Below are 23,515 nucleotides of genomic sequence, written 5' to 3' on the forward strand. Positions count from 1 at the left end.
TGCCGACACTGGTCAGCGCATAGCGCTCCAGTGGATGGTCTTCGCGGCCCGAGATGATTGACAGTTCGATCCCGGCGAGATTGGCAATTTTTGCGGCTTCCAGCTTGGAAATCATCCCGCCGGACCCGAGCCCTGAGGACGAGCTGCCATCGGCCATCGCCATGATACTGTCGTCGACGATTTCGACCACCCCGATGAACTGTCCGTTGGTTTCGCTGTCCGGTCTGCGGTCGTAGAGGCCATCAATGTCGGAGAGTAACAACACCCGGTCTGCTGATGCCGCCTGGCCAACCCGCGCCGCCAGCCTGTCATTGTCGCCAAAGCGGATCTCGTCGGTGGCAACGCTGTCATTTTCGTTGATCACCGCGATGGCGCGATGCTCGAGCAGTTTTTCCAGCGTGGCGGTGGCGTTGAGATAGCGCTTGCGATCTTCCATATCGTCAAGCGTGAGCAGCATCTGGGCGGCGGCGATCTGATGGTCTCCGAGCAGTTCCGACCACAGGCTGCTTAGCGCGATCTGGCCGACCGATGCTGCGGCTTGCGCGTCGGCCAGGCTGGCCCGGCCGCCTTTTTCAAGACCAAGTTTTCGTGCGCCCAGAGCAATGGATCCCGAGGAAACGATGATCACATTGTCGCCCGCCTGATGGCGTTTGGCGATGTCCGACACCAGCGTTTTCAACCAGTCCCTTCGCGGTTGTCCGTCTTCGCCTATGAGCAGGGAAGAACCAACCTTGACGACAATCGTCTCCGCGATTGCGGCGCTCACAACGGCGACCAGTCCTTGGCTATATCCTCTTCATCTGAACCAAGCTTTGGCTGGCCTTTGCGCTCGATCGAACTATTTTCGCCAACGGCCTCGAGTATTTTGTCGAGCGCGACATCGAGGCCTTCGCCGGTTGCGCCGGAGACCGGCAGAACATGTTCTGCCCCCGCAGCCCGCAGTTGATTGGCGATGTCGGCCATCAACTCATCGTCCAGCAGGTCGGCCTTGTTGAGCGCCAGTATCTGGGGTTTTTCGGCAAGTCCGCCGCCATATTTCTCGAGCTCTTTGCTGACCGTTTTCCAGGCATTGACCGGATCGTCACCGGTTGCGTCGACGAGATGGAGCAATATTCTGCACCGCTCGATATGACCCAGAAAGCGGTCACCAATGCCGGCTCCGTCTGCTGCGCCCTCGATCAGTCCGGGAATGTCGGCGAGCACGAATTCACGGGATTTGTGCCGGACTACTCCGAGCTGCGGGTGGATGGTGGTGAAAGGATAGGCGCCAACTTTGGCGCCAGCGTTGGTCACTTTATTGATCAGCGTCGATTTGCCTGCATTGGGCAGGCCGACGAGACCGGCGTCCGCGATCAGCTTGAGTCGCAACCACAAGGCCGCTTCCTCGCCCATTTCGCCGGGCTGGTGCTGGCGCGGTGCGCGATTGGTCGAGCTTTTGTAGCTAGCATTGCCGCGGCCGCCAATTCCACCTTCAAGGAAAGTCGCGCGCTGACCCTCGTGGGTGAAATCGATCAGCACATGCTCCTTGTCTTCCGACAATATCTGTGTGCCAACCGGTACTTTGATGACCAGATCCTCGCCGCCTGCACCGGTTTTGTTGCGGCCTGCGCCACCTTTGCCGCGCGGGGCTTTGAAATGCTGGGCATAGCGAAAGTCGATCAGCGTGTTGAGGCCTTCAACCGCAAGAAAGACAATATCGCCGCCTTTGCCGCCATTGCCGCCATCGGGGCCGCCATATTGGATATATTTCTCGCGCCGGAATCCGACAGCACCAGGGCCGCCCTGACCCGAGCTGACATATATTTTCGCTTGATCCAAGAAATGCATGGTTGTGCATTTAGGGATTAGGTGCGGGAAAGGCTAGGCTTAGCTGCAATATAACGAGATTACCGTTTTCGGTTGTTTGATCGGACGAATGGATGCCCAGGCGACAGTTTGCCCATTCCACCAATCCGCCGATAGGGTCGTCGAAAAGCCGGCATTGGAAATCGGTTGCGAATTGTTCGCTTTCTTGAGATTGTACAGTGAAATTCAATGAATTGGAGGTTATTGATGCAACGCCCTGCGATCGCTTTTTACCTGACAATATTGGCTTCTGCTTTGGCTTCACACGGGGTCGCGGGGGCGGCTGATGAAGTCGAGACCAAACAGGCCAACACCAGCCTAGCGGCTACTGGTTGGGTTGCAAAAACTCTCCCTGAAATTGCAGCTGCGTTGCAAAGCGGTGAACTTACTTCTGAAGAAATCACTTCCCTTTATTTGGAGCGAATTGCCCGGATCGATCGGTCTGGACCGACGTTGCAAGCTATTCTCACCGTCAATCCTGATGCCCTTGCACAGGCCCGTGCCGCTGATAAGAGCCGGAAAAGTGGCAAGATATTGGGGCCTTTGCACGGTGTCCCGGTTTTGCTGAAGGATAATATTGAAACGAAAGACGCAATGCCGACAACGGCAGGAGCATTGGCACTCAAGGACAATGTTACGGGACGTGATTCACCGCTGGCCGCGGGACTGCGGGCCAGTGGAGCAATCATTCTTGGCAAGACCAATCTGAGCCAATGGGCGAATTTTCGATCCAGCGATTCAATGAGCGGCTGGTCGGCGCTGGGCGGGCAGGTCAGCAATCCGCACATGCTTGACCGAAACCCCTGCGGCTCCAGTTCGGGCTCGGGGTCCGCCGCCGCCGCGTCTCTGGCTGCAGGCGCAGTCGGCACGGAAACCAATGGTTCGATAATTTGTCCTTCGAGCGTCAATGGCGTTGTCGGGTTCAAACCGAGCATCGGCCTTGTCTCCCAACGATATATCATCCCGATTTCTGCGGCTCAGGATACCGCCGGGCCGATGACAAAGACGGTGACCGGCGCTGCGATGATGCTCAATGCAATGGCAACAGGTGCTGCAAAGACCGACTATGTCACCGGATTGAACCGTGATTCACTGAAAAATGCTCGTATCGGCGTTATGCGTTTTACGGAAGCATCCAGCGCGGATACCAAAATGCTATTCGATAGTGCGTTGAAGGATTTGGAAGCCGCCGGTGCGACATTGATAGATATCAAGGAATTCGAACCCAGCATATCTGATTTCAGAGACAAAAACCGAATGGCGTTACGCTATGAATTCAAAGCCGGATTGAATGACTATCTGAAGAACGCTGCAAAGTCGGTACAGGTTCGCGATCTTGATGAGTTGATCGCTTTCAATCTGGAGCATGCCGATATTGAATTGAGCTTGTTTGACCAAAGTATTTTTGAAGCATCCGCTTCAACCGGCGAGTTAACCGATGAGGTCTATGTAGCCGCACGCCGGGACGTCAACAAAGCGGTGCGTGAAGACGGGATCGATGCATTGCTCAAAACTTATGATGTCGATGTTCTTTTAACCCACTCCGGAATAGCAGCTTCGCGGATCGATCCGGTGCACGGCGATGTTTGGCCGCGTCGGGGAAGCGGCGGATGGCTGGCCGCGATTGCAGGCTATCCCCACATCACCGTGCCGATGGGCGATGTTCACGGGCTGCCGGTCGGGTTGTCGTTCATGGCAGCGATGGATGAGGATACAAAAGTTCTGTCATTTGGTTATGCATATGAACAGCTCACGCAGCATCGCGTCGAGCCACAATTTCTAAAATCCGCCGAGGACCGCCCTGAAATAGGCGAAGCGATGAAACGCCGGGAAAACTGATTTTTCGATGCTGATGACCGCCGTGAAGATTTGCTTTGGCGAGCCCTGAACCTATCTAAAATCAGCCACTGTTGCGCAAAGCGGTGGCGATGGCGTTGAGTGACAACTGGATGCCTTCACCGATGCGCGGGTCGTCTTCCCCCGCGCGGAGGCGTTTCATCAGCTCGATCTGGAGATGGTTGAGGGGTTCGATATAGGGCAGCCGCAATTCGATGCTGTTGAACAGCGACGGATTTTTCGCGAGCAGATGGGGCTGGTCGGTGATCTCCAGCAATATGTCGCGCGTCTGGTACCAGCCGGAACGGATTCGACCGAAAAAGGCCTGTCCCATGTCCTGATCCTCGACCAGGCCGGCATAGCGGGCGGCGATGCCCATGTCGGATTTGGCAAGGACCATTTCCATATTGGAGAGTGAAGCCTGAAAAAAAGGCCAGCTCTGCGCCATATCCTTCAGCTTGGCCTTGTCGTCAAAAGCGGCGAGTGCCTGACCGACGCCGTACCAGCCGGGCAGCATCACCCGGGCCTGGGCCCAGCTGAATACCCAGGGAATGGCACGCAAATCTTCAATCTTGTCGCTTTTCGTGCGGCTGGCCGGGCGCGAACCGATTTTCAGTTTGGCGATTTCGGTCAGCGGCGTCATCTGCCGGAAAAAGGTCCGGAACGCATCGTCGCCATAGACGAGATCGCGATATTCGGTGAATGCGACTTGCGAAATCTTGTCCATCGCTATGGCAAAATCGGCTTGTATATTGGCGTCCGTCTGGTCAGGCTCCAGCGAATTGATCAGCACCGCCGATGTCATGGCTTCGAGATTGGATTCGGCGCCCGCTTCGGTGCCATATTTGGCAGCGATGACTTCGCCTTGCTCGGTGATCCGGATGCGACCGGCAACGGTTCCCTTTGGCTGGGCCTTGATTGCCCCGAATGCAGAGCCACCGCCACGGCCAACGGCGCCGCCGCGTCCGTGGAACAATTGCATTTTGATGCCGGCGTCCTTGAAGATCGGGATCAGTGCATCGCTTGCCTTGAACAGGCTCCATGTCGAGGTCAGATAGCCGCCATCCTTGTTGCTGTCCGAATAGCCGATCATCACTTCCTGGTGACCGCGCGCCTTGGTCAGCGCATATATTTCCGGGATGGCGAAAAAACCGGTCATTACGTCAGGCGCATTTTCTAGATCGGCAACCGTCTCGAACAGCGGTACCGCCATGACGGGACAGGTCGGCGCTTTGCCAGCGTCGGCCGGCGCGCGATAAAGGCCTGCCTCCATCAACAGGACATAGACTTCCAATATGTCGGAAATGCTCTCGCCGTTGCTGATGTTATAATTGGTGATCACTTCGGGGCCATATTTGCGATGCGCTTCTGCCGCGGCTCCGATGATCGACAGTTCTTTGGCAGTTTCCTCCGAATAGTCGAGCCACGGGCTGATCAGAGGGCGATTGTTGCCCAGTTCCGCACGCAGCCGTTTCACGCGTGCCGGTTCATCCAATCCCAGATAGTCTTCCTCAACCCCCGCCTGTTTCAGCAGTTCGGCGATCACCCGTTCGTGCACCCGGCTGTTCTGGCGCATATCGAGGGTCGCGAGATGAAAGCCAAACAGTTCGACCGTACGAATCAGACGTCCCAGCGCCCCGGATGTCGCGAAGACACCCTTGCCGGCCGACTTGAGACCGCGGGCAAGAATGACAAGTTCATCGCGCAATTGCTGCGGATTGTCATAGGCTTCGGCCGGGATCGGGGACGGGCGTCCCGGGACATGGCCGCAGAGTTTGAGATGGGTTGCCGACAGCCGCGCGTAAATGCCCGACAGCGCGCGGCGATAGGGTTCGTCCTTGCGGCTCAGCGAATCGTCCCCACTGGCTTCGGCGAGCGCGATTACGGCATCGGGCACTTCGGCAAGCTCGGTGGAAATGGAAAGCTCGGCACCCAGTGTATGAACGCACATCAGATAATAGCCGATGACGGTTTCCGCTGCGCGCGACAGGGCTTCTTCCATCGCTCCCGCGTCGACAAAGGGGTTGCCGTCACGATCGCCGCCGATCCAGCTGTTGAGCTTGAGGAAGCTGGGCAGGCGCGTGCCCAATATCCCTTCCCATTTTGCGTAAAGTCTCGGCAGGACGGGCAGAAACACGTCCTTCATATAGCTTTGAGAAATCTGGACCTCGTCGGTGACGAACAGCCGCTCGCGGCGCAGCGGACGGGTCTGCCACAGCAACGCAATCTGGCGCAAGATCGCGTCGTCGAGCATGTCGCCTTGCGGAGTTTCGGCTTCTCCCGCGTCTTTCATCAGCAAAAGTTCGGCGATCCGGGATTTGTGATCGATGGTGCTCTTGCGCCGCACTTCGGTCGGGTGGGCGGTCAGCACCGGCGCAATCAGGGCTTCGTCCAGCAAGTTGAGCACGGCCTGTTTGTCGACGCCCTGACTGGCGAGCAGTTCGATCGCCTCTACCACGGTCGCCCCTTTTTCTGCAGAGACGCCCTGGCGGTCTTCTGCAAGATTGGCGAGCAAGGAAAACAGCATGAATCCGCGTACAAAAGCCAGCGTCTCATCGAGCGACAGAGCATCAAGACCGGGGTCTATCGCATCTGCATCCGCCAGTCCGCGATGGCGATCGACGCTGGTCGAACGGATATATTCGGTGCGCCGGTACAGCTCCTCTCCGCCATAGGAACGAATGACATCGCCCAGCAATTTGCCGAGATATTTGATGTCCGGATTTTGGCGAACCGTGAGGGATTTTGTCATGCAGTCATGCTGCACTGCAACAGTGAACGGGTCAAGCCAAACTAGAGGCGAGATCCGTTAATTTTGACATCAGCCTTGGACCATATGATATCGAAGTGGGTTCTTGCATTTACAGCCTCATCCATTTTTCCCTGCCGCTCAAGCGCGGTGGCCAGCCCCGACATGGACCAGCCGTTGTGCGGATAGTCTTCGAGATCTTTTCGGTACACGGATTCCGCTTCTGCAAACCGGCCCGCTTCCAGCAGCGCCTGTCCCAGCGACTGCCGCGTCGGATAGTACCAAAAAGGCGGTTCCATATAGGGAAGGGTATCCTGCTTTGCGACAGCTCGTTCAAAATGGCTGGCTGCCGCATCGGGATCGCCGGACTTGAGCGCCAATTCTCCCTGCAGCAGATCATCGGCAATATTGAGCAATACGCTGGCGGGGTAATCGGCGCTGTCGAGAAAACGTATCTGCACCGAGTCTTTCACCGCCGCGAGTTTTGCTCGCTCGGCCTGCGCACCTTCAATGTCGCCGGTATTTGCCATCGCGATTCCCCGGGTATAGCGCCAGATCGCATTGGAGTAATCGAGATTTTCGGGCGGAGCAGGCTCGGCCATAATGTCCGCCCACATGCCAAACTGGGTGAGCGTCAGCAACGGAATGGTCTTGAAGAACTCGACTGTCGGGAACTGTTCAATCTGCTCCAACCTGACATTGGCTGCGACCTTGCGCGCCGATTCAATCGCCATCCGGCTTTGGCCCGCCATGCTGGTTGCGGCCCAGAGGAAATGGATGTTGTGCGGATAATACATCGCCGGATAAAATCCCTGCGCGTTGCAGGCGGCGATATATTCTTCGTCGACCGCTGCGGCGCGGACATTTGCCTTGGCGGCATCGTCATAGCGCCCCACCCGCCAGAAAATATGCGCAGGCATGTGAACAAGATGACCAGATCCGGGCACCAGATTGGCGAGCATGTCCGCTTCATCTTCCGCCCTGCCTGGGTTTTTGGATGCCTCGACGGCGTGTAAATACAGGTGGAGCGCGAGCGGGTGCTGCGGACTGCGGGCAATGATCCTCTCCAATGTGGTAATAACTTTCTCCGTTTCCGGCTTGGGCGTGCCGTCAGCGGACCAGTAATCCCAAGGCATCGTGTTCATCCACGCTTCGGAATAGATGGCCGCGGCATCATCATCCTCCGGATATGCGGCGACGACATTGCCCATCGCTTCGGCATAGGCCTGATCCAGTGGTGCGCGATCGCTCGCCGGATCGCCATTGTAGCGCTTGGCCTGCGCTTCGATCAGTGCCCGTTCCACAGGCGTGGCGCCCTCTTTTAGCGCCAATGCACGATTGATGGCAGCAAACGCAGACTGCCGATCGGGCTCGCTCATCACCGCCTTGCCCTTGCTCGTCACATTGATGTTGGGACCGGTTGCCAGAGCCTCTCCCCAAAAGCACATCGCGCAGGTTGGATCGAGCCGCTGCGCTGCTTTGAATGATCGGATACTTTCGGCATGGTTAAAGCCGAATGCCAGCACCATCCCTTGGTTAAAATAGCGATTGGCGCCTTCCGAGCTGGTCGAAATTTTGCGATTATAGGCGCCCATGCCTTCGAAGAGCGGCGCGCCAGCCAATTTGACCAGATCCGCATCCGCCATGCCTGCAGGTACGACAGAACTGGGCTGCACCTCTGCAGCTGCGCTACCATAACCGCTCAATGCAAAAAGTGCGGCACCTAATGTAAGATATGACTTCCTCATATACGCCTCCGGTAAGTTGAATTGTCGGACTCATGGGATACGCAACGTTACCTGGAGGATTATAGCGCAAAATTACGATTTTATCGAATCGGACGCGCAGGGCAGTATCGACAAGCCGGAACCGATCAGGAGAGTCCGCGGCATCGCCGACACCGGACAGCCATTTGCCTCAACTCTCCAGCTCGATATCCCAGTACAGCCAGTCATGCCACGTATCGTGGAGGAAATTGGGTGGGAATGCCCGACCGTGTTCCTGGAGATGCCAGCTGGTCGGTTTGATCGGCCGGTTGGAGAGTTGCATATGCGCCTGCTGCGGCGTCCGGCCGCCTTTCTTGAGATTGCACGGAAGGCACGCCGTGGCGACATTTTCCCAGGTCGTCCGACCTTTCTGGCGGCGCGGGATGACATGGTCGAAGGTCAGGTTGTTGGGTGATCCGCAATATTGGCATTCAAACTTGTCGCGCAGGAACAGGTTAAATCGGGTGAACGCCGGATATTCGGACGGCTTGATATATTTCTTGAGCGCAATCACCGACGGGATTTTCATGTCCAGATTGGGGCTGTGCACTTCGCGCTCATAGCTGGAGACAATATTGACGCGGTCGAGAAACACCGCCTTGATCGCGGTTTGCCAGGGCCACAGGCTGAGCGGATAATAGGAAAGCGGCGTATAGTCTGCGTTGAGGACGAGCGACGGGCAGCTTTCCGGATGCCTTTGCAGGTCGGGGTGATACATACGCACGGTCTCCCTTGTCCTTTACTGTCCGCTCTTTATCCCTAAGAACATGACATGACTATCGCACAAAGAACAATATCCTTCTCATGACGTCAAGTGTGCAAATGAATCGAGATATTGTGGTGCGTTTCGCCCCTAGCCCCAACGGATTGTTGCATTTGGGCCACGCCTATGCCGCGATGGTCGCGCATGACTTCGCCCGCGAGCGCGGTGGCCGGTTCCTGCTCCGAATCGAGGATATCGACAGCGCGCGCAGCCGCCCCGAATTTGTCGAGGCGATACTGGCGGATCTGCACTGGCTCGGACTGACATGGGACGGGGACGTCATTTTCCAGTCCGACCGGTGGGACAGCTATGCCGATGCGGTGGGCCGGCTGAAGGCGATGGATTTGCTGTACCGCTGTTTTTGTACCCGGGCGAGCATGCGGCAGGTGCAGGAGGCCGGTACGCAGTCAGAAGGCCCGGATGGCCCGATCTATGCCGGCACGTGCCGTCATCTCGATCCGGCTTTCGCCACAGAACGGGCGCAAACAGAGCCGTATAGCTGGCGTCTCGATGTCGCCAGGGCGATTTCCATGACCGGGGCACTCGAGTGGTTGGACGAACGGCATGGCGAGCAGGTAATCCATCCGGAAAAGCTTGGCGACGTCGTCATCGTCCCGAAGGACACGCCGATCGCCTATCATCTGGCGGTGACGCTGGACGATGCTCGCGACGGGATCACCCACGTGGTGCGCGGCGACGATCTGTTCGCGTCCACCGATATTCACCGCCTGCTACAGGCGCTTCTGGACTTGCCGACGCCGGTTTACTTTCATCACCCGCTGTTGCGCGATGAAAGCGGTGCGAAGCTGGCGAAAAGTCGGGATTCTGCCTCTTTGTCCGTATTGCGGACAGCGGGCCGCAGCGGCTATGAACTGGTGCAGCAACTTCGCCGGGATATCTTCCCGGTTGGAATTTCGCTTTCTTAGGTTTAAGGTGAAAACATGAGCTATATATTGATATTGATGATCATCGCAGCGGCAGGGGCCGTCGTATACGCACTCGTTCGCGGGCTGATCGCCTTCGCCAATATGAAACCGGATGATGTCGATGCAGACGGCATCACCGCGTCGCATAAAAAACAGAATGAAATGATGTTTGCCCGCGTCAAATATCAGGCGATTGCCATTGTACTGGTGGTTATCCTGCTGGCTGTGGCAGGCGGTCAGAGCTAGTCCGCTCTCCCGATGGTAAAACTCAACAAGATTTACACAAAGACTGGCGATGACGGCACGACCGGACTTGTTGACGGGTCCCGTCTTGCCAAGAACGAGCCGCGCATGGCCGCGATCGGCGACGTCGATGAACTGAACAGCGCCCTTGGATTGGCGATCTGCGAAATCACCGATAGCGCGCTGGTCCAGACTTTGCGGATCGTCCAGAATGACCTGTTCGATCTCGGTGCAGATCTGGCGACACCGGCAGCGGATGGGGAGGATTTTGCCCCGTCACAAATGGTGCTTCGCGTCGTTCCATCCCAAGTGGAACGGCTTGAAACGGAAATCGATGCGGTGAACGCCGGTCTGGATCCGCTGACCAGTTTCATTCTTCCCGGCGGCTCGAAAGCGGCCGCGGCCGTCCATTGCGCGCGCGCTATTGCCCGGCGGGCGGAACGGACATGTGTTGCCGCAGGACGGGAAATGGCCATCAACCCGCAGGCACTGGCCTATATCAATCGCCTGTCAGACTATTTATTCGTGCTCGGACGCGCGCTCAACAATGGCGGGAAAGATGATATATTATGGGTGCCCGGGGCATCGCGCTAGACCGCATTCACGCAACGCTTCGGGAATTTTTGCAACCATCTGGCGCAAATATGCGTTGTTGACCTAATCATCGTTCGCTCTATGTTCTGAAGAGAGACCGAGCATCCACCGGAGTAGGACCGATCGCCAGTCAACCGCAATGCCCCTATCCCCCTTCGCCCGATGCAGAAAATCCTTCGCGCCCGAGCGACCTGCTGGATCGTTACAATCATGTGAGATGTCATTCGCTTAGTCTCGCCGAGGGCCTGAGCGACGCCGATGCAACCGCGCAATCGATGGACGATGCTTCGCCGACGAAATGGCATCTCGCCCACACCTCCTGGTTTTTTGAAACCTTCCTGCTGCGCGATCATGTCGCCGGCTATCGCCTCTTCGATGAGGCCTATCCCTATTTGTTCAACAGCTATTATGAGGCCGAAGGAGCAAGGCACGCCCGACCGGAGCGAGGTCTGCTGACCCGTCCGTCGCTAGCGGACATGATAGCCTATCGCTGCCATGTTGACGAGGCGATGGCGGATGCAATGGGCGGTTTTTCACCAGAAATGCGCGGTCTGGTCGAACTTGGCCTCCATCACGAACAGCAGCATCAGGAATTGCTGCTCACCGACATATTGCACCTCTTCTCCCGCAATCCGCTGAAGCCGGCTTATTCCAGCAACGCACCCGATCGCGCTCCGGAACCCGGGCCAGTGCGATGGGTCGAGGGCAAGACCGGCATATATCAGATCGGGCACGATGGTCCCGATTTTGCCTTCGATTGCGAAGGCCCTTGTCATGACGTTTTGCTGCACCCGCATGCAATCGCCAATCGTCCGGTGACCAATGGCGAATGGCTGGCCTTCATCGAAGACGGTGGCTACCGCGACGCCCGCCACTGGCTGTCCGATGGCTGGGCCTGGGTACAGTCAGAAGCCATTGAAACGCCCTTATACTGGAGCGCAACTGATCGAGAATGGGCCGAGTTTGGCCTCGCCGGCAGTCAGGCGCTTGATGCGTCGGCACCGGTCAAACATGTCAGTCACTATGAAGCAGACGCCTATGCCACATGGGCCGGCGCGCGATTGCCGACCGAAGCGGAATGGGAAGTCGCCGCCAATGATGGTCTTCCTGACACCGGCACGGTGTGGGAATGGACCAGCAGTGCCTATCTACCCTATCCCGGTTTCAAGCCCGCCGGTGGCGCAGTCGGTGAATATAATGGCAAGTTCATGTCGGGGCAGTCGGTGCTCAAGGGCGGCAGCATGGCCACGCCGACAGGTCATATCCGGCCCAGTTACCGGAATTTCTTTTACCCTCACCAGCGCTGGCAGTTCTGCGGACTGCGGCTTGCAAAAGACCTTTGACGTAAAGGACCACCCCCATGGACATGACCACTTCGCTTGTTGATCATACCTTTCGCAAGGACGTGAGGCGCTGTTTTGACAAACAGACCTATGCGATTCCGGCTCGCTGGCTCTATGATCGGCGCGGGTCCGAGCTGTTCGAGGATATTACCGAGCTCCCCGAATATTATCCGACCCGCACCGAGACAAAACTGCTTCGGGAGAACGGACCCGCGTTTGCCTCGTTTACCGGCCCCAAACGCGCAGTGATCGAATTTGGTTCGGGCAGTTCGGCCAAGACTCCCCATTTGCTCAAGGCAATCGATCCCGCCACCTATGTGCCGATTGATATCAGCGGCGAGTTTCTGGAACATAGCGCATCGTTGCTGCAGGAGGAATTTCCGGACCTGCCGATCCATCCCGTGGAGGCCGACTTCATGAAGCGGGTGGAATTGCCGAAAGCGGTTGCGGATATGCCGAAACTGGGCTTTTTCCCTGGCTCGACAATTGGCAATATGATCGCTCGGACCTCGGTTGATCTGCTCCGCTTCATGCGGGAAACTCTGGGCGAAGGCGCGCAGCTTCTGATCGGCTTTGACCGGATCAAGGATGAGCAGATTCTGGTCGATGCCTATGACGATAGCGCCGGCGTGACGGCGGAATTCTCGTTAAACCTGCTCCACCGGATCAATCGCGAACTGGACGGCGACATGCCAGTTGAAAAATTCCGCCATATCGCTGTCTGGAACGATCTTTATGCCCGGATTGAAATCTATCTCGAAGCGCAGGCTGATTTGGAATTTTCGATCGACGGGACGGCCCATATATTGGTCAAGGGCCAGAGGCTCCATATAGAGAACAGCCATAAATACGGCTTGCGCGATGCCCGCCTGATGTTGCGGGCCGGCGGCTGGACACCGTTGCACGAATGGAGCGACGAACGGGACTATTTCACGCTTATGCTGGTAGAGGCGCACCCTTACAAGCACGCGCCCTGAAGCTTATTTGGTTGCTGCTGCGGCCTTATCCAGCTTGCGATATATTGCACGCCAGATGGTAATCCATTCATGGGCACCGCGGCATTCATGCATCGCGCTGGCATCGATCAGGCGAAATGCCTCACCATCCCAGACGTAATTTTCTGCGCTGCCACAATCGCCAAGCCCGCGTCCCTTGCCGTAACTGCTGAGGGTTTGCTCCTGTTCATCCCAGCTGGCGTTGACCAGCAGCGGCTGGCTGCCCTCTCCACCCCATGACGGTTGACGGTCAAATTTGGCGGGTGTGAACGTCCAGCCCGCGGGGCTGTCTTTGCGATATTCACCGATATAAGGCGCGCTTGAAAAATTATACGCGCCGGAGCCACAGGATATCAGTACAAGCGCGCGATATATGTCGGCGCGCTTGCCGATTGGATAGGCCTGATCCTCGACTACCCCATAGCGGTCTTCCTTGCATTTCGAATCCTCGGCTAGCGCGACCAGGGCACCTGCTTCGGGAACCAGCTTTGCAGCTTCCCACTGGTCGACGATGATCGTTGGCACCTCGGTTTTGTGGGGCTGAAATGCTTGCTTGCCCCGGGCGACCAAAGCGGTTTCGGTACCGGAACGGTTCTGCTTCTGGTCTATGTAACGCAATGCCGCAGACGAGCCCGCCAGAGAAATCCGGGTGATAATCTCATCTCCGGGCCCCTGTACGACCAGCCGTTTCCCCTTGATGACAGCGGCTGCAACTTTTTTGGCATCCTCGCCAACGATTTCGATCGGATAGTCGCCATCCACGATCGGACCGGTATCGACCAGCTGGCCATCGACGATCATCTGGTAGCGGTCATATCCCTTGCCGTCGAACAGGACGCGAATCTTGAATATATCATCACTGCCGGCGGTGCGGATGATCGAAATCGGGCCGCCCCAGTCATCAAAGCGGGCTCCGTTTTCATCCGGTATAAGCGATACCGCCTCGCAATTGCCAATATTGTCGCAGCCAGCGGCCCAATCCCTGAACGTCGGGATTTCTCCCGGCTGTGGAACCGGCATGGCGGCGGTGGTGGCGATTGTGGCAAATAGGCCAGCGATGAATATGATTGGGGGCATAATTGCAATCTAGCCAGTTTGACAGACAATCGCTAGTGGCTTGTCATAACAGGACGAACAGCGCGAAAGGCATGGAATGAAAGCAATCGGTATTATCGGATCGGGGCAAATGGGCGCCGGTATTGCACAGGTTTCGGCTCAGGCGGGCTATCATGTCTATCTGTCGGATGTCAGCCTCGAGATGGCCGAACGCGGCAAGGCCGGAATCGCCAAGCAACTGGCGCGACTGGTGGAAAAGGAAAAAATCGCACAGCAGGAAGCCGAAACCGCCTTGGGGCGCATCGAACCTATCGTTCAGCTTGATCCGATGGCCGATGCCGATCTCATCATCGAGGCCGCCACCGAGCGCGAAGAAATCAAACGCCAGATTTTTGCGGCTGCTTCGGAAATTCTGGGACATCAGGCGATTCTCGCGAGCAATACCTCCTCGATTTCGATCACCAGACTTGCGCAGTCGGTGAAGGATCCCTCACGTTTTGTCGGCGTACATTTTTTCAACCCTGTGCCGCTGATGGGCCTGGTCGAGGTTATTCGCGGTCTCGCAACCAGCGATCAGACCGCAGTGATCGCGAGCGATTTTGCCAAGGCAGTCGGCAAGTCGCCGGTGATGGCAAAAGACTCTCCCTGTTTTGTCGTCAATCGCATCCTGCTGCCGATGCTCAACGAGGCCTTTTTCGCGCTCGGCGAAGGCACGGCGTCGATGGAGGATATCGACCGGGGTATTCAACTGGGTCTCGGTCATCCGATGGGTCCGATTACATTGGCCGATCTGATCGGTCTCGACACATTGCTGGAAATTCTGCGCGTACTGCAAAATGATTTCGGCGACCCGAAATATCGCCCTGCTCCGCTCTTGATGAAATATGTTGAGGCCGGCTGGCTCGGCCGCAAGACGGGTAAGGGATTTTACGATTATTCGGGGGAAGTGCCGGTTCCCACAATGTAGGCACCAACTCGATCATCCTGAATATTCAGGGCGACGAAGACGCGAATGAATCAATCGTCCTGCCACCGGCAGAGGGCGAACGGATATAGGATGACATGTTGTGAGCGACGAAATCAGAGACTTTACTATCGATATCCCGAAGACCGCGCTGGACGATCTGGATATCCGGTTGCGGCATGTGCGCTGGCCTGATCCGGAGCCGGTTGATGACTGGTCTCAGGGCATCACGCTCGAATATGTTAAAACCGTCGTCGATCATTGGCGGACCACCTACGACTGGCGGCGTTGTCAGGATGAACTCAACCGATATGATCATCATCTGACCGAGATTGACGGTGTCGATATCCACTTCATGCATATCCGCTCGACGGAAGCGAACGCAAGGCCACTGATCATGACCCATGGCTGGCCCGGTTCGATTGTCGAATTTCTGGATGTAATCGGCCCGCTGACCGATCCGGTGGCTTATGGCGGCGAGGCGAAGGATGCCTATCATCTGGTGGTCCCGTCCTTGCCGGGATTTGGCTTTTCCGGAAAGCCGACCACGACCGGTTGGGGAATGGAAAAAATCGCAAAGGCTTGGGACACGTTGATGACGCGGCTCGGCTATGACCGATATTTTGCTCAGGGCGGTGACTGGGGAGGGATGGTGACATCCGTTATCGGCTCGCAAAATCTTGGCCGTTGTGGAGGCGTGCATGTCAATTTCGTGGTGGTTGGGCCGCCATCCGAAGAGATTATGATCAATCCGACGCCGGAAGAGCAAGCGTCGCTGGCTCATTATTTGGACTACCAGTCGCAAGGCTCGGGCTATGCCGAAATCCAGCGAACCCGGCCACAAACACTCGGCTATGGTCTCGCCGACTCCCCTGTCGGCCAGATGGCATGGATCATGGAGAAATTCCAGGGCTGGGCAGACGGCGCCAAAGCCCCGGATGACAATTTCGACTGTGACCGGTTGCTCGACAATGTGATGATTTACTGGCTCAACAATGCCGGAGCATCCTCGGCGCGACTGTACCGTGAAAGCTTTGGCGCAATCAACATCGACCCCGTTAACATCCCTTCAGGATGCAGCATTTTCCCCAACGAAATCGTCACCCCCTCGCGACGCTGGGCAGAACAAAGGTTCAAGGATTTGCGCCACTGGGCTGAACCGGAACGCGGTGGTCATTTTGCAGCAATGGAAGTGCCTGAATTGTTCGTACAAGAAGTGCGCACCTGTTTCGCTGCTATGGAGCTCTAGCGGCGCGTGCTTGCCCTGATCACCCGGCGGCTGATGACAGCCATCCCGACGCTGCTGGTGATCATATTGGCTTCCTTTTTCCTGATGCGGCTGGCACCGGGCGGGCCTTTTGATGGTGAGCGTCCGCTGGATCCGGAAACACAGGCCGCACTGCAACAGGCTTACGGACTGGACAAGCCACTGTGGGAGCAGGCGTGGCTTTATGTTTCGCGGTTGATCCAGGGCGATTTCGGACCGTCTCTGGTCTATCGCGATTTCACCGTATCGGAACTGATTGCGCAGGGGCTGCCGATTTCCCTGATGCTCGGGGGGCTGGCGATATTGCTGGCCTTGGCCATCGGTGTGACGGCGGGCCTGTTTGCCGCTGTGCAAGCCGGAAGGGCAACTGACAAGACGATCATGATGCTGGCGACCGTCGCCACCGCGCTGCCGACCTTTGTCACCGGACCCGCGCTGGCGCTATTATTCGGATTGTGGCTCGGTCTGCTACCGGTATCGGGAACCGGTGATGGTGGTGCCTGGTTGATCATGCCGGTGCTGGCGCTGGCGCTACCGGTGTCCGGAGCCATCGCCAAACTGACCCGCGCCGGACTGGCGAGCGTGCTCAAGCAGGATCATATCCGGACCGCTCGGGCGCGGGGCCTGTCGGAAACCAGGATCTTGTTCAAACATGGCCTGCGGCCCGCGCTGGTACCAGTGGCCAGCTATCTGGGTCCTGCAGCGGCGGGTCTTTTGACCGGGGCTGTGGTTGTCGAGACGGTATTCGGATTGCCGGGCCTCGGACGCTATTTCGTTCAGGGTGCGCTCAATCGCGACTATCCACTCGTGCTCGGCGTGGTCACCCTCTACGCGGCGCTGATCATATTGTTCAACCTGTTCGCCGACCTGATCTATGGCTGGCTCGATCCCAGAATGCGGGACGGGTGACGCGGTGTTGAAACGCCATTTCCCACTTTTGATCCTATTGGTGTTGGTAGTGCTTGCACTGTCGCTGCCGTTGGTTCTGCCGTGGACCTATGACCAGATCGACTGGGATGCAGTGCGCGCTCCCGTGTTCAGCGGATCGCATATATTCGGCACCGATGAAATTGGCCGGGACCGCCTGGCGCGGCTGGCCGCCGGAACCCGGATCACGTTGATGGTCGCGATCGCTGCGGCGCTGGTTTCGCTGTTTGTCGGCATTGCCTGGGGCGCGACCGCCGGCTGGATCGGCGGACGGGTCGACGAAGCGATGATGCGGATCGTCGATGGTCTGTATGCGCTGCCGTTCATGTTCATCGTCATCCTGCTGATGGTGGTGTTCGGGCGGTCGATCCTGCTAGTTTTCGTCGGTATCGGGCTGGTCGAATGGCTGACTATGGCGCGTGTCGTCCGGGGGCAGGTGATGGCGCTGAAACAGCGACCCTTCATATTGGCCGCCGAAGCCGCCGGAACGCCTTCGATTGCAATCATATTGCGCCACATCTTACCCAATATCGCAGGTGTCGCGCTTGCCTATCTGATGCTGACGGTGCCGCAGGTGGTGATGGTCGAGAGCTTTCTCTCCTTTCTCGGTCTGGGTGTGCAGGAGCCGCTGACCTCGCTCGGCATATTGGTGAAAGAGGGGGCCGATGACATGGATATGACGCCGCTCGGGCTGCTACTGCCGGGCGGGGTGCTGGTCGTAATATTGGTCTGCCTCACGATCGAAGGCGAACGATTGCGGGATCGCTTCTCATGAGCCTTTATGAAATCCGCAATCTGGCTGTGCGTATCGAGGGCAATCGGCTGGTCGAAGACGTCAGCCTGATCGTCGAGGCGGGGCAATGCACGGCGATCATCGGTGCGTCCGGTTCCGGAAAAAGCCTGACCTGCCTGACGCCCTTCGGACTTACGCCGGGCGTGGCCAGCGGGTCGATTCGGTTGGGTGATATTGATCTCTCCAGCGCCGATGCCGGTGACTTGAGAGATGCGCGTCGCAGGCTCGCCGGTTTTGTGTTCCAGCAACCACTGACGGCGCTGACCCCGCATCTGACTGTCGGCGCGCAATTGCAGGAAGCAACGATGCAGGCGGGGTCAGCGCGGCCATCGCGGTCTGAGCTGGTCCGACAGCTCGAACGGGTTGGTCTTTCCCGGCCCGACGAGCGGCTCGATCAGTTCCCGCACCGCTTATCCGGCGGGGAGCGTCAGCGGGTGATGATCGCCGCCGCCATTGCCCATGGTCCCAAATTGCTGATTGCCGACGAACCGACCAGCGCTCTTGATGCTTCCTTGCGGGCCGAGATCATGGACTTGCTCGACCAATTGCGCGGCGAGCAGGGATTGGGGATGCTGCTGGTGAGCCACGATCTTGCTACGGTCCAAGGCCATGCCGATCAACTGGTGGTGATGGAGAAAGGCCGGGTTGTGGAAACTGGCCGGGTGGGCGATCTGATCGCGAATCCCGCAGAAGATTATACGAGGCGCCTGATCGCTGCCACTCCCCGTCTTGACGAGCCAGCGCCGAAACTAACCCAACCCGGCGATATTCTGCTTGAGACCAACGACGTCGCGGTCGAATTTCAACGGCCTGGCTGGCGGCGCGGTAAAATCTCTGCCGTGGTCGATGCCAGCATCATGGTTCGGCAGGGCGAATCTCTTGCACTGGTCGGTGGCTCCGGTTCGGGCAAGTCGACGCTCGGGCGTGCTATTGCCGGTATCGGTCCGGTGACCAGAGGTGAAACCTTTTGGCAGGGGACCGTGCTTCCCGAGCGCCGTAAACGCAGTCTGGAAATGCGCCGATTGATCCAGCCGGTTTTTCAGGATCCGGTCGCCAGTCTCGATCCGCAATGGCAGGTCATCGACATCGTCGCCGAACCGCTGCGCAATCTGCAACCCGAAATGACCAAGGCCGAGCGCAATGATATGGCGCGGCAGGCATTGTCCGACGTTGATCTGTCTGATGAGTTTCTGAACCGTGCGCCGGCCAGCTTGTCGGGTGGTCAGGCGCAGAGAGTTGCGATTGCGCGTGCGATCATTGCCGCGCCACAATTGCTGGTGCTGGATGAGGCGACATCCGCGCTCGATCCGTTGGTCGGTGCGGAAATACTGAAACTTCTTGCCCGGCTGCAGGCGGATAACGGATTGAGCCTGCTGTTCATCACCCACGACATTGCCGCTGCCCGCCGCCTGTGCCACAGGATTGCGGTGATGGACGATGGGCGGATCGTCGAATCCGGTGACATGCAGGCGGTCATTGACGATCCCCGGCATCCGGCGACGCAAAGGCTGGTTGCCGCCAGTTAAAAAAAAAGGGGGCCGTCCGGTTCTCCGAACAGCCCCTTCTCCAGCGTATTTTTTGTGAATTTAGAAGGCTACGCCGAGGGTGAATACGACCGTGTCATCGGTAAAATCATCCACTTTGACCCCGCCGACGCCTACATATTTGAGGCCGGCAGTCAGATTTCCGGTGACGGCCCAGTCAGCGCCAACCGACCAGTCGAAATTGTCGCCATCAACTGCGGTCGACAAAGTACCATCTGTATAGCCGAGATGGGCGTTTAATGAAATTGGCGTACTCGGAATGCCGGTCGAGAAATCCGTATAGACATAGATATTATCGTCATTGCCGATCGCTGCCTGGTCGAACGCGTAAGCAGCGCCAAGCGTCGCTTCAACCGGGCCCAAAGTGCCGGAGATCGATGCATATGGTTCGAAATAGTCGCTCGGGCCGGCCAGTCCGCCTTCGCCATTGGGATAGATATAATAAAGCAGGCCAACATCTACTGTGACACCCGATGATACTTCACCGGACCAACCGCCATAAATGTCCAGTTCGGTATGTCCGAATGTTGCCGAGTCTTCGATCGATGATGCCCAGGTTCCGACATAGAAGCCGCTTTCATGGGCGACATCGATGCCCCCTTGTACGGCAATATCGCCGTCGGAGAACGAAACACCGCGAAAACGATAGTCGGATGTGATCGCAGCGTTACCGGAAACCGTGATGCTGCTCGGAGCTTCGGCGTCCTGAGCGAAAGCTGGTGCCGCCGTGGTGGCCAGCAATATGGCCGAGAGGCCGACGAGTTGTGATTTGGCTTTCTTGCCAAGATTATTCAAATTGGACGTGCGCATGGAAATCCCTTTCTCATTGATGCGAATCGCCCCTCCTGCAGTTGTTTTGGCTGTCTTTTTATGGCGCTAGATACCCCGAACGCGAACAGTCTCTAAACATGTAAGGGAAAGCTGGTCTAAATCGTTGCGCTGCACAAGGAATAAAACGACAGAAAATGTGACATAACTAGCAAATGTTGCGCTTGCGCAACAAACCGATTTTTAGTCGCCTAAAATTTAGGCGGATATGATTTCAAGTGACCAATAAAGCGTCACCCCATGCCCGGCACTGTCGGAGCCGGTGTTCGAAGCCTCGACATCGTCTTACCCGGTTTTGGTCGAATGCGATCCGCTTGTCGTCGATTCCGAACTGGCTTCGAGCGTGATGGTTCCGCCTTTCGGCAAGGATCTGATATGAACGTCGCGCTGCGGGAAGGGGATCTCTATCCCATGTTCCTTGAACAAGTCCCAGACCCGCTTCAGGATCGCGGCCTTGAAATTACCGACGCCTGATTGCGGATCCTTGATCCAGCAGCGGATTTCGAAATTGACACTATTGTCGCCGAATTCCAGCATCCAGACAACCGGCTTGGGATGGTTGAGCACACGCGGCACATCGACGCAGGCCTGTTTCATCAGGTCAATCGCCTGATCCATGTCGGTATTGTACGAAACCCCGACCGGTATGCTGATTCGGACATTGGGGCTGGAATAGGACCAGTTTTCGACTTCGCGGGTCATCAGATCCTCGTTCGGGATCAGATGTTCCTTGCCTTCGCGGGTGAGGACCGAGACCGCGCGCACGCCGATCTTGTTGACCCAGCCGTAAGTATCACCGACCGCGATCACGTCACCCGGCTTGATCGAACGGTCCATTAGCAAAATGATTCCGGCAATCAGGTTACCGATTGTTTTCTGCATGCCGAAACCGATGGCCAGGCCAAAGGCACCCGAGAAGACCGCCAGTGCGGTCAGGTCGATACCGACAACATCAAGGCCAAGGACAAAGGCGCCGGCAAGAATGGCGACGGTGGCGAGCTTCTGGCCGAGCAGTTTCTGCGCGCCGTCCAGCTCGCTGTTTCCGATAATATAGGTGACCAGCTTCATGAGCACGCGGGCAACCGCGAGCATCATAACCGCTGTCATCGCCAGGGTAACAATCCAGAGCAGCGAGATTCTTCTCGTACCAAGGCTGAAACCTACCTTGTCCATCGCTTCGGTGATTGGTCCGATTCCGCCGACCAATCCCGAACCGATGCTCACGAACAGGGCAAGCCCGATGAAAGTACCCAGCCAGTCCGGCATACGCACGCCACGAATCAGATCATTGGCAAACAGACCCACAGTTATCGCAATCGTGAGCGAAAAGACGACCTGTGCGATCAGGTGCCAGGGATAGAATGACAGGAAAATGCCGCACAGTATGAATGTGGTGGCCCTTCGGGTCATGTCGCGAATGCGGCGCCCTGCCAGTTCGCTCTCGTAGCCTGCGCGCGCTTCCCAGAGGTGGCGCAGCTTGGGTCCGAGATATTTGCTGAGATACCAGCCGGCAGTCAGGGCCAGCATGACCAGTCCGGCGGCTACTACACCTTCGGTATATTGGACATTGCGAGGCGTTTCTGGCGCCAGTGTTTCCAGATATTTGAAGGCTTTATCCATCATGATCGCGCACTGTGGTAATGTTCAAAGCCTTTGGCAAGGTCCGCCATCAAATCGTCCGGGTCTTCCAGTCCGATATTTAGCCGGACAAGCGGTCCTTTCGCAGTCCATTTGGTTGCCGTGCGATGCTTGGCCGGATCGACCGGCAGCGCGAGACTTTCAAAACCACCCCAGCTGTAGCCGATACCGAATAGCGACAATGCATCGATGAAAGCGGCGCGGGATGGGTCGTCACCGTCCGATAGCTCGAAGGAAAACAGACCCGATGCGCCGTTGAAATCACGTTTCCAGATTTCATGTCCCGGGCAATCTGGCAGGGCGGGGTGGAGGACCAGACCCACTTCGGGCCGATCCTTCAGCCAGCGGGCAATTTTCAGTCCACCGGCTTGATGCTGCCGCATTCGGACGTCCAGTGTCCTGAGTCCGCGCGCGGCAAGATAGGCATCATCGGGGGAGACCACCTGGCCCAGTTGCTGAGCCGTGCGGCGGAGACGGGTCCAGTATTTGTCATGCGTGGTAACCGCGCCCATCATTACGTCGCTATGACCCACGATATATTTTGTTGCTGCGGTGATCGCGATATCGACACCATGTTCCAGCGCCGGGAAAAATCGCGAAGTCGCCCAGGTGTTGTCGAGCAGGGTAACTATGTCTGCTGCATGCGCGGCCGTGCAGATCGCCGGCACATCCTGAACCTCGAACGTCAGGCTACCCGGACTTTCCATCAAAACGGCTTTTGTATTGGGGCCGAAGAGGCTGGCAATATCCGCCCCGATCAACGGATCATAATAGCGTGCGGTGATGCCCATGCGCTTGAGGAAGGCATCGGCGAAGCTGCGGCTGGGGTCATAGCTGCTGTCGGTGATCAAGACTTCGTCACCGGGTTGCAATATGGCGAGCAGCGAACAGGAAATGGCCGCTACACCAGAGGGATAAAGCATCGTTCCGGCCGCGCCGGGTTCCATTTCGGTCAGCGCTTCGGCAAGCGACCATTGGGTCGGGGACCCGCGGCGGCCGTAGAAAAAACGACCGTCATCGTTGGATTTCAGGCCTTCTCTGAGATGCGCGACATCGTCGTAAAGATGCGTACTCCCGCGCCAGACGGGCGGATTGACCACCGCTCCGGTCCATTCTTTCCTTCGACCACCGGTGATGACCTGTGTCGCGGGCTTTTCTGAACCAGAGTCGTTACCAGCCAACTATCGTTCCAGCGGGGCCGGCATTTTCAAGCCGTTTCTTTCGGCGTATCCGCGTCTGCACCCCATTCTGCCCAGCTGCCATCATATAGCGCGGCTCTCTCGGCGCCGGCGACAGCCGCTGCGAAAGACACAACCGCTGCGGTCATTCCCGAACCGCAGGTGGTGACGAGCGGTTTTGAGAGATCGACGCCTGCGTCAGTGAAGATCGCCTTGATTTCGTCAGCGCTTTTCCATGTTCCGTCAGCGTTGAAGAAGCT

Annotated in this window: 21 protein-coding genes; 11 read left to right on the forward strand and 10 right to left on the reverse strand. The window is 57.4% G+C overall.

Annotated elements, in window-relative coordinates; genetic code table 11:
- Both proB and obgE read right to left on the reverse strand, forming a co-directional pair.
- Positions 1–766: glutamate 5-kinase (proB, locus tag WBM93_RS09070; RefSeq protein ID WP_424431119.1), on the reverse strand; the 766-nt coding region annotated here is incomplete at its 3' end.
- On the reverse strand, positions 763–1,827 hold the full coding sequence (gene obgE / locus WBM93_RS09075) for a GTPase ObgE (protein WP_424431121.1): 1,065 nt from the start codon (positions 1,825–1,827) through the stop codon (positions 763–765). The genes obgE and proB, both read right to left, overlap by 4 nt.
- A gap of 225 nt (positions 1,828–2,052) precedes the next feature.
- On the opposite strand from obgE, the gene WBM93_RS09080 reads away from it, so the two are divergent.
- Positions 2,053–3,684 (forward strand): amidase, encoded by a 1,632-nt coding sequence (locus WBM93_RS09080; protein ID WP_424431123.1) that lies wholly within the window; start codon positions 2,053–2,055, stop codon positions 3,682–3,684.
- A gap of 61 nt (positions 3,685–3,745) precedes the next feature.
- Here WBM93_RS09080 and ppc read toward each other — a convergent pair whose 3' ends face one another.
- The 3 genes from ppc to WBM93_RS09095 all read right to left on the reverse strand — a co-directional run bounded on the left by ppc (position 3,746) and on the right by WBM93_RS09095 (position 8,914).
- Positions 3,746–6,433 carry a phosphoenolpyruvate carboxylase gene (gene ppc / locus WBM93_RS09085; protein ID WP_424431125.1) on the reverse strand — a complete coding sequence of 896 codons (2,688 nt, stop codon included), beginning with the start codon at positions 6,431–6,433 and terminating at the stop codon, positions 3,746–3,748.
- 41 nt (positions 6,434–6,474) lie between these two features.
- Positions 6,475–8,178, reverse strand: a complete 1,704-nt coding sequence (locus WBM93_RS09090; protein WP_424431127.1) for a tetratricopeptide repeat protein — start codon at positions 8,176–8,178, stop codon at positions 6,475–6,477.
- A 169-nt stretch (positions 8,179–8,347) separates the two neighbouring features.
- Positions 8,348–8,914: an HNH endonuclease gene (locus WBM93_RS09095; protein WP_424431154.1), complete on the reverse strand. Its 567-nt coding sequence runs from the start codon at positions 8,912–8,914 to the stop codon at positions 8,348–8,350.
- Between the two features lie 104 nt (positions 8,915–9,018).
- Between WBM93_RS09095 and gluQRS the strand changes: the two genes are divergently transcribed.
- From gluQRS to egtD, 5 genes are all read left to right on the forward strand, one after another.
- The gene (gluQRS, locus tag WBM93_RS09100; RefSeq protein ID WP_424431129.1) at positions 9,019–9,885 is read left to right on the forward strand and encodes a tRNA glutamyl-Q(34) synthetase GluQRS; all 867 of its coding nucleotides are present in this window, start codon (positions 9,019–9,021) and stop codon (positions 9,883–9,885) included.
- Between the two features lie 15 nt (positions 9,886–9,900).
- Entirely contained in the window at positions 9,901–10,131 is a 231-nt protein-coding gene (locus WBM93_RS09105) for an HIG1 domain-containing protein (protein WP_424431131.1), read from the forward strand.
- Positions 10,132–10,143: 12 nt separating this feature from the next.
- Positions 10,144–10,722: a cob(I)yrinic acid a,c-diamide adenosyltransferase gene (locus WBM93_RS09110; protein ID WP_424431132.1), complete on the forward strand. Its 579-nt coding sequence runs from the start codon at positions 10,144–10,146 to the stop codon at positions 10,720–10,722.
- 191 nt (positions 10,723–10,913) lie between these two features.
- Positions 10,914–12,065, forward strand: a complete 1,152-nt coding sequence (gene egtB, locus WBM93_RS09115; RefSeq protein ID WP_424431156.1) for an ergothioneine biosynthesis protein EgtB — start codon at positions 10,914–10,916, stop codon at positions 12,063–12,065.
- Between the two features lie 17 nt (positions 12,066–12,082).
- On the forward strand, positions 12,083–13,042 hold the full coding sequence (gene egtD, locus WBM93_RS09120) for an L-histidine N(alpha)-methyltransferase (protein WP_424431133.1): 960 nt from the start codon (positions 12,083–12,085) through the stop codon (positions 13,040–13,042).
- A 3-nt stretch (positions 13,043–13,045) separates the two neighbouring features.
- On the opposite strand, the gene WBM93_RS09125 is transcribed toward egtD, so the two are convergent.
- On the reverse strand, positions 13,046–14,137 hold the full coding sequence (locus WBM93_RS09125) for a DUF1176 domain-containing protein (RefSeq protein WP_424431134.1): 1,092 nt from the start codon (positions 14,135–14,137) through the stop codon (positions 13,046–13,048).
- Between the two features lie 76 nt (positions 14,138–14,213).
- On the opposite strand from WBM93_RS09125, the gene WBM93_RS09130 reads away from it, so the two are divergent.
- The 5 genes from WBM93_RS09130 (at position 14,214) to WBM93_RS09150 (ending at position 19,593) form a co-directional block, all read left to right on the forward strand.
- Positions 14,214–15,083, forward strand: a complete 870-nt coding sequence (locus WBM93_RS09130) for a 3-hydroxyacyl-CoA dehydrogenase family protein (RefSeq protein WP_424431135.1) — start codon at positions 14,214–14,216, stop codon at positions 15,081–15,083.
- 100 nt (positions 15,084–15,183) lie between these two features.
- Complete coding sequence (locus WBM93_RS09135; RefSeq protein WP_424431137.1) at positions 15,184–16,329, forward strand: epoxide hydrolase family protein; 1,146 nt, start codon at positions 15,184–15,186, stop codon at positions 16,327–16,329.
- Positions 16,330–16,335: 6 nt separating this feature from the next.
- Entirely contained in the window at positions 16,336–17,256 is a 921-nt protein-coding gene (locus tag WBM93_RS09140; protein WP_424431140.1) for an ABC transporter permease, read from the forward strand.
- Between the two features lie 40 nt (positions 17,257–17,296).
- Positions 17,297–18,049, forward strand: a complete 753-nt coding sequence (locus tag WBM93_RS09145; protein ID WP_424431142.1) for an ABC transporter permease — start codon at positions 17,297–17,299, stop codon at positions 18,047–18,049.
- Complete coding sequence (locus WBM93_RS09150) at positions 18,046–19,593, forward strand: ATP-binding cassette domain-containing protein (RefSeq protein ID WP_424431144.1); 1,548 nt, start codon at positions 18,046–18,048, stop codon at positions 19,591–19,593. The genes WBM93_RS09145 and WBM93_RS09150 overlap by 4 nt, the downstream gene beginning before the upstream one ends.
- 60 nt (positions 19,594–19,653) lie before the next feature.
- Here WBM93_RS09150 and WBM93_RS09155 read toward each other — a convergent pair whose 3' ends face one another.
- The 4 genes from WBM93_RS09155 to WBM93_RS09170 form a co-directional block, all read right to left on the reverse strand.
- Complete coding sequence (locus tag WBM93_RS09155) at positions 19,654–20,421, reverse strand: TorF family putative porin (RefSeq protein WP_424431146.1); 768 nt, start codon at positions 20,419–20,421, stop codon at positions 19,654–19,656.
- Positions 20,422–20,724: 303 nt separating this feature from the next.
- Entirely contained in the window at positions 20,725–22,062 is a 1,338-nt protein-coding gene (locus tag WBM93_RS09160) for a mechanosensitive ion channel family protein (RefSeq protein WP_424431148.1), read from the reverse strand.
- Positions 22,059–23,258: a cystathionine beta-lyase gene (metC, locus tag WBM93_RS09165; protein ID WP_424431150.1), complete on the reverse strand. Its 1,200-nt coding sequence runs from the start codon at positions 23,256–23,258 to the stop codon at positions 22,059–22,061. The genes WBM93_RS09160 and metC overlap by 4 nt, the downstream gene beginning before the upstream one ends.
- A 26-nt stretch (positions 23,259–23,284) precedes the next feature.
- The coding region (locus WBM93_RS09170; protein ID WP_424431152.1) for a sulfurtransferase at positions 23,285–23,515 on the reverse strand (231 nt) is incomplete at its 5' end.

This window comes from Parasphingorhabdus sp. (assembly GCF_049667325.1).
In the GTDB taxonomy this organism is placed as follows: domain Bacteria; phylum Pseudomonadota; class Alphaproteobacteria; order Sphingomonadales; family Sphingomonadaceae; genus Parasphingorhabdus.

Excerpts from the sequence above, each read along its gene's own strand:
- ppc (WP_424431125.1), bottom strand. The coding sequence starts at position 6,433 with ATGACAAAATCCCTCACGGTTCGCCAAAATCCGGACATCAAATATCTC.
- WBM93_RS09125 (WP_424431134.1), bottom strand. The coding sequence starts at position 14,137 with ATGCCCCCAATCATATTCATCGCTGGCCTATTTGCCACAATCGCCACC.
- WBM93_RS09155 (WP_424431146.1), bottom strand. The coding sequence starts at position 20,421 with ATGCGCACGTCCAATTTGAATAATCTTGGCAAGAAAGCCAAATCACAA.
- WBM93_RS09080 (WP_424431123.1), top strand. The coding sequence starts at position 2,053 with ATGCAACGCCCTGCGATCGCTTTTTACCTGACAATATTGGCTTCTGCT.
- WBM93_RS09090 (WP_424431127.1), bottom strand. The coding sequence starts at position 8,178 with ATGAGGAAGTCATATCTTACATTAGGTGCCGCACTTTTTGCATTGAGC.
- WBM93_RS09150 (WP_424431144.1), top strand. The coding sequence starts at position 18,046 with ATGAGCCTTTATGAAATCCGCAATCTGGCTGTGCGTATCGAGGGCAAT.
- gluQRS (WP_424431129.1), top strand. The coding sequence starts at position 9,019 with ATGAATCGAGATATTGTGGTGCGTTTCGCCCCTAGCCCCAACGGATTG.
- egtD (WP_424431133.1), top strand. The coding sequence starts at position 12,083 with ATGGACATGACCACTTCGCTTGTTGATCATACCTTTCGCAAGGACGTG.
- WBM93_RS09110 (WP_424431132.1), top strand. The coding sequence starts at position 10,144 with ATGGTAAAACTCAACAAGATTTACACAAAGACTGGCGATGACGGCACG.
- WBM93_RS09105 (WP_424431131.1), top strand. The coding sequence starts at position 9,901 with ATGAGCTATATATTGATATTGATGATCATCGCAGCGGCAGGGGCCGTC.
- obgE (WP_424431121.1), bottom strand. The coding sequence starts at position 1,827 with ATGCATTTCTTGGATCAAGCGAAAATATATGTCAGCTCGGGTCAGGGC.
- WBM93_RS09095 (WP_424431154.1), bottom strand. The coding sequence starts at position 8,914 with ATGTATCACCCCGACCTGCAAAGGCATCCGGAAAGCTGCCCGTCGCTC.
- WBM93_RS09160 (WP_424431148.1), bottom strand. The coding sequence starts at position 22,062 with ATGATGGATAAAGCCTTCAAATATCTGGAAACACTGGCGCCAGAAACG.
- WBM93_RS09130 (WP_424431135.1), top strand. The coding sequence starts at position 14,214 with ATGAAAGCAATCGGTATTATCGGATCGGGGCAAATGGGCGCCGGTATT.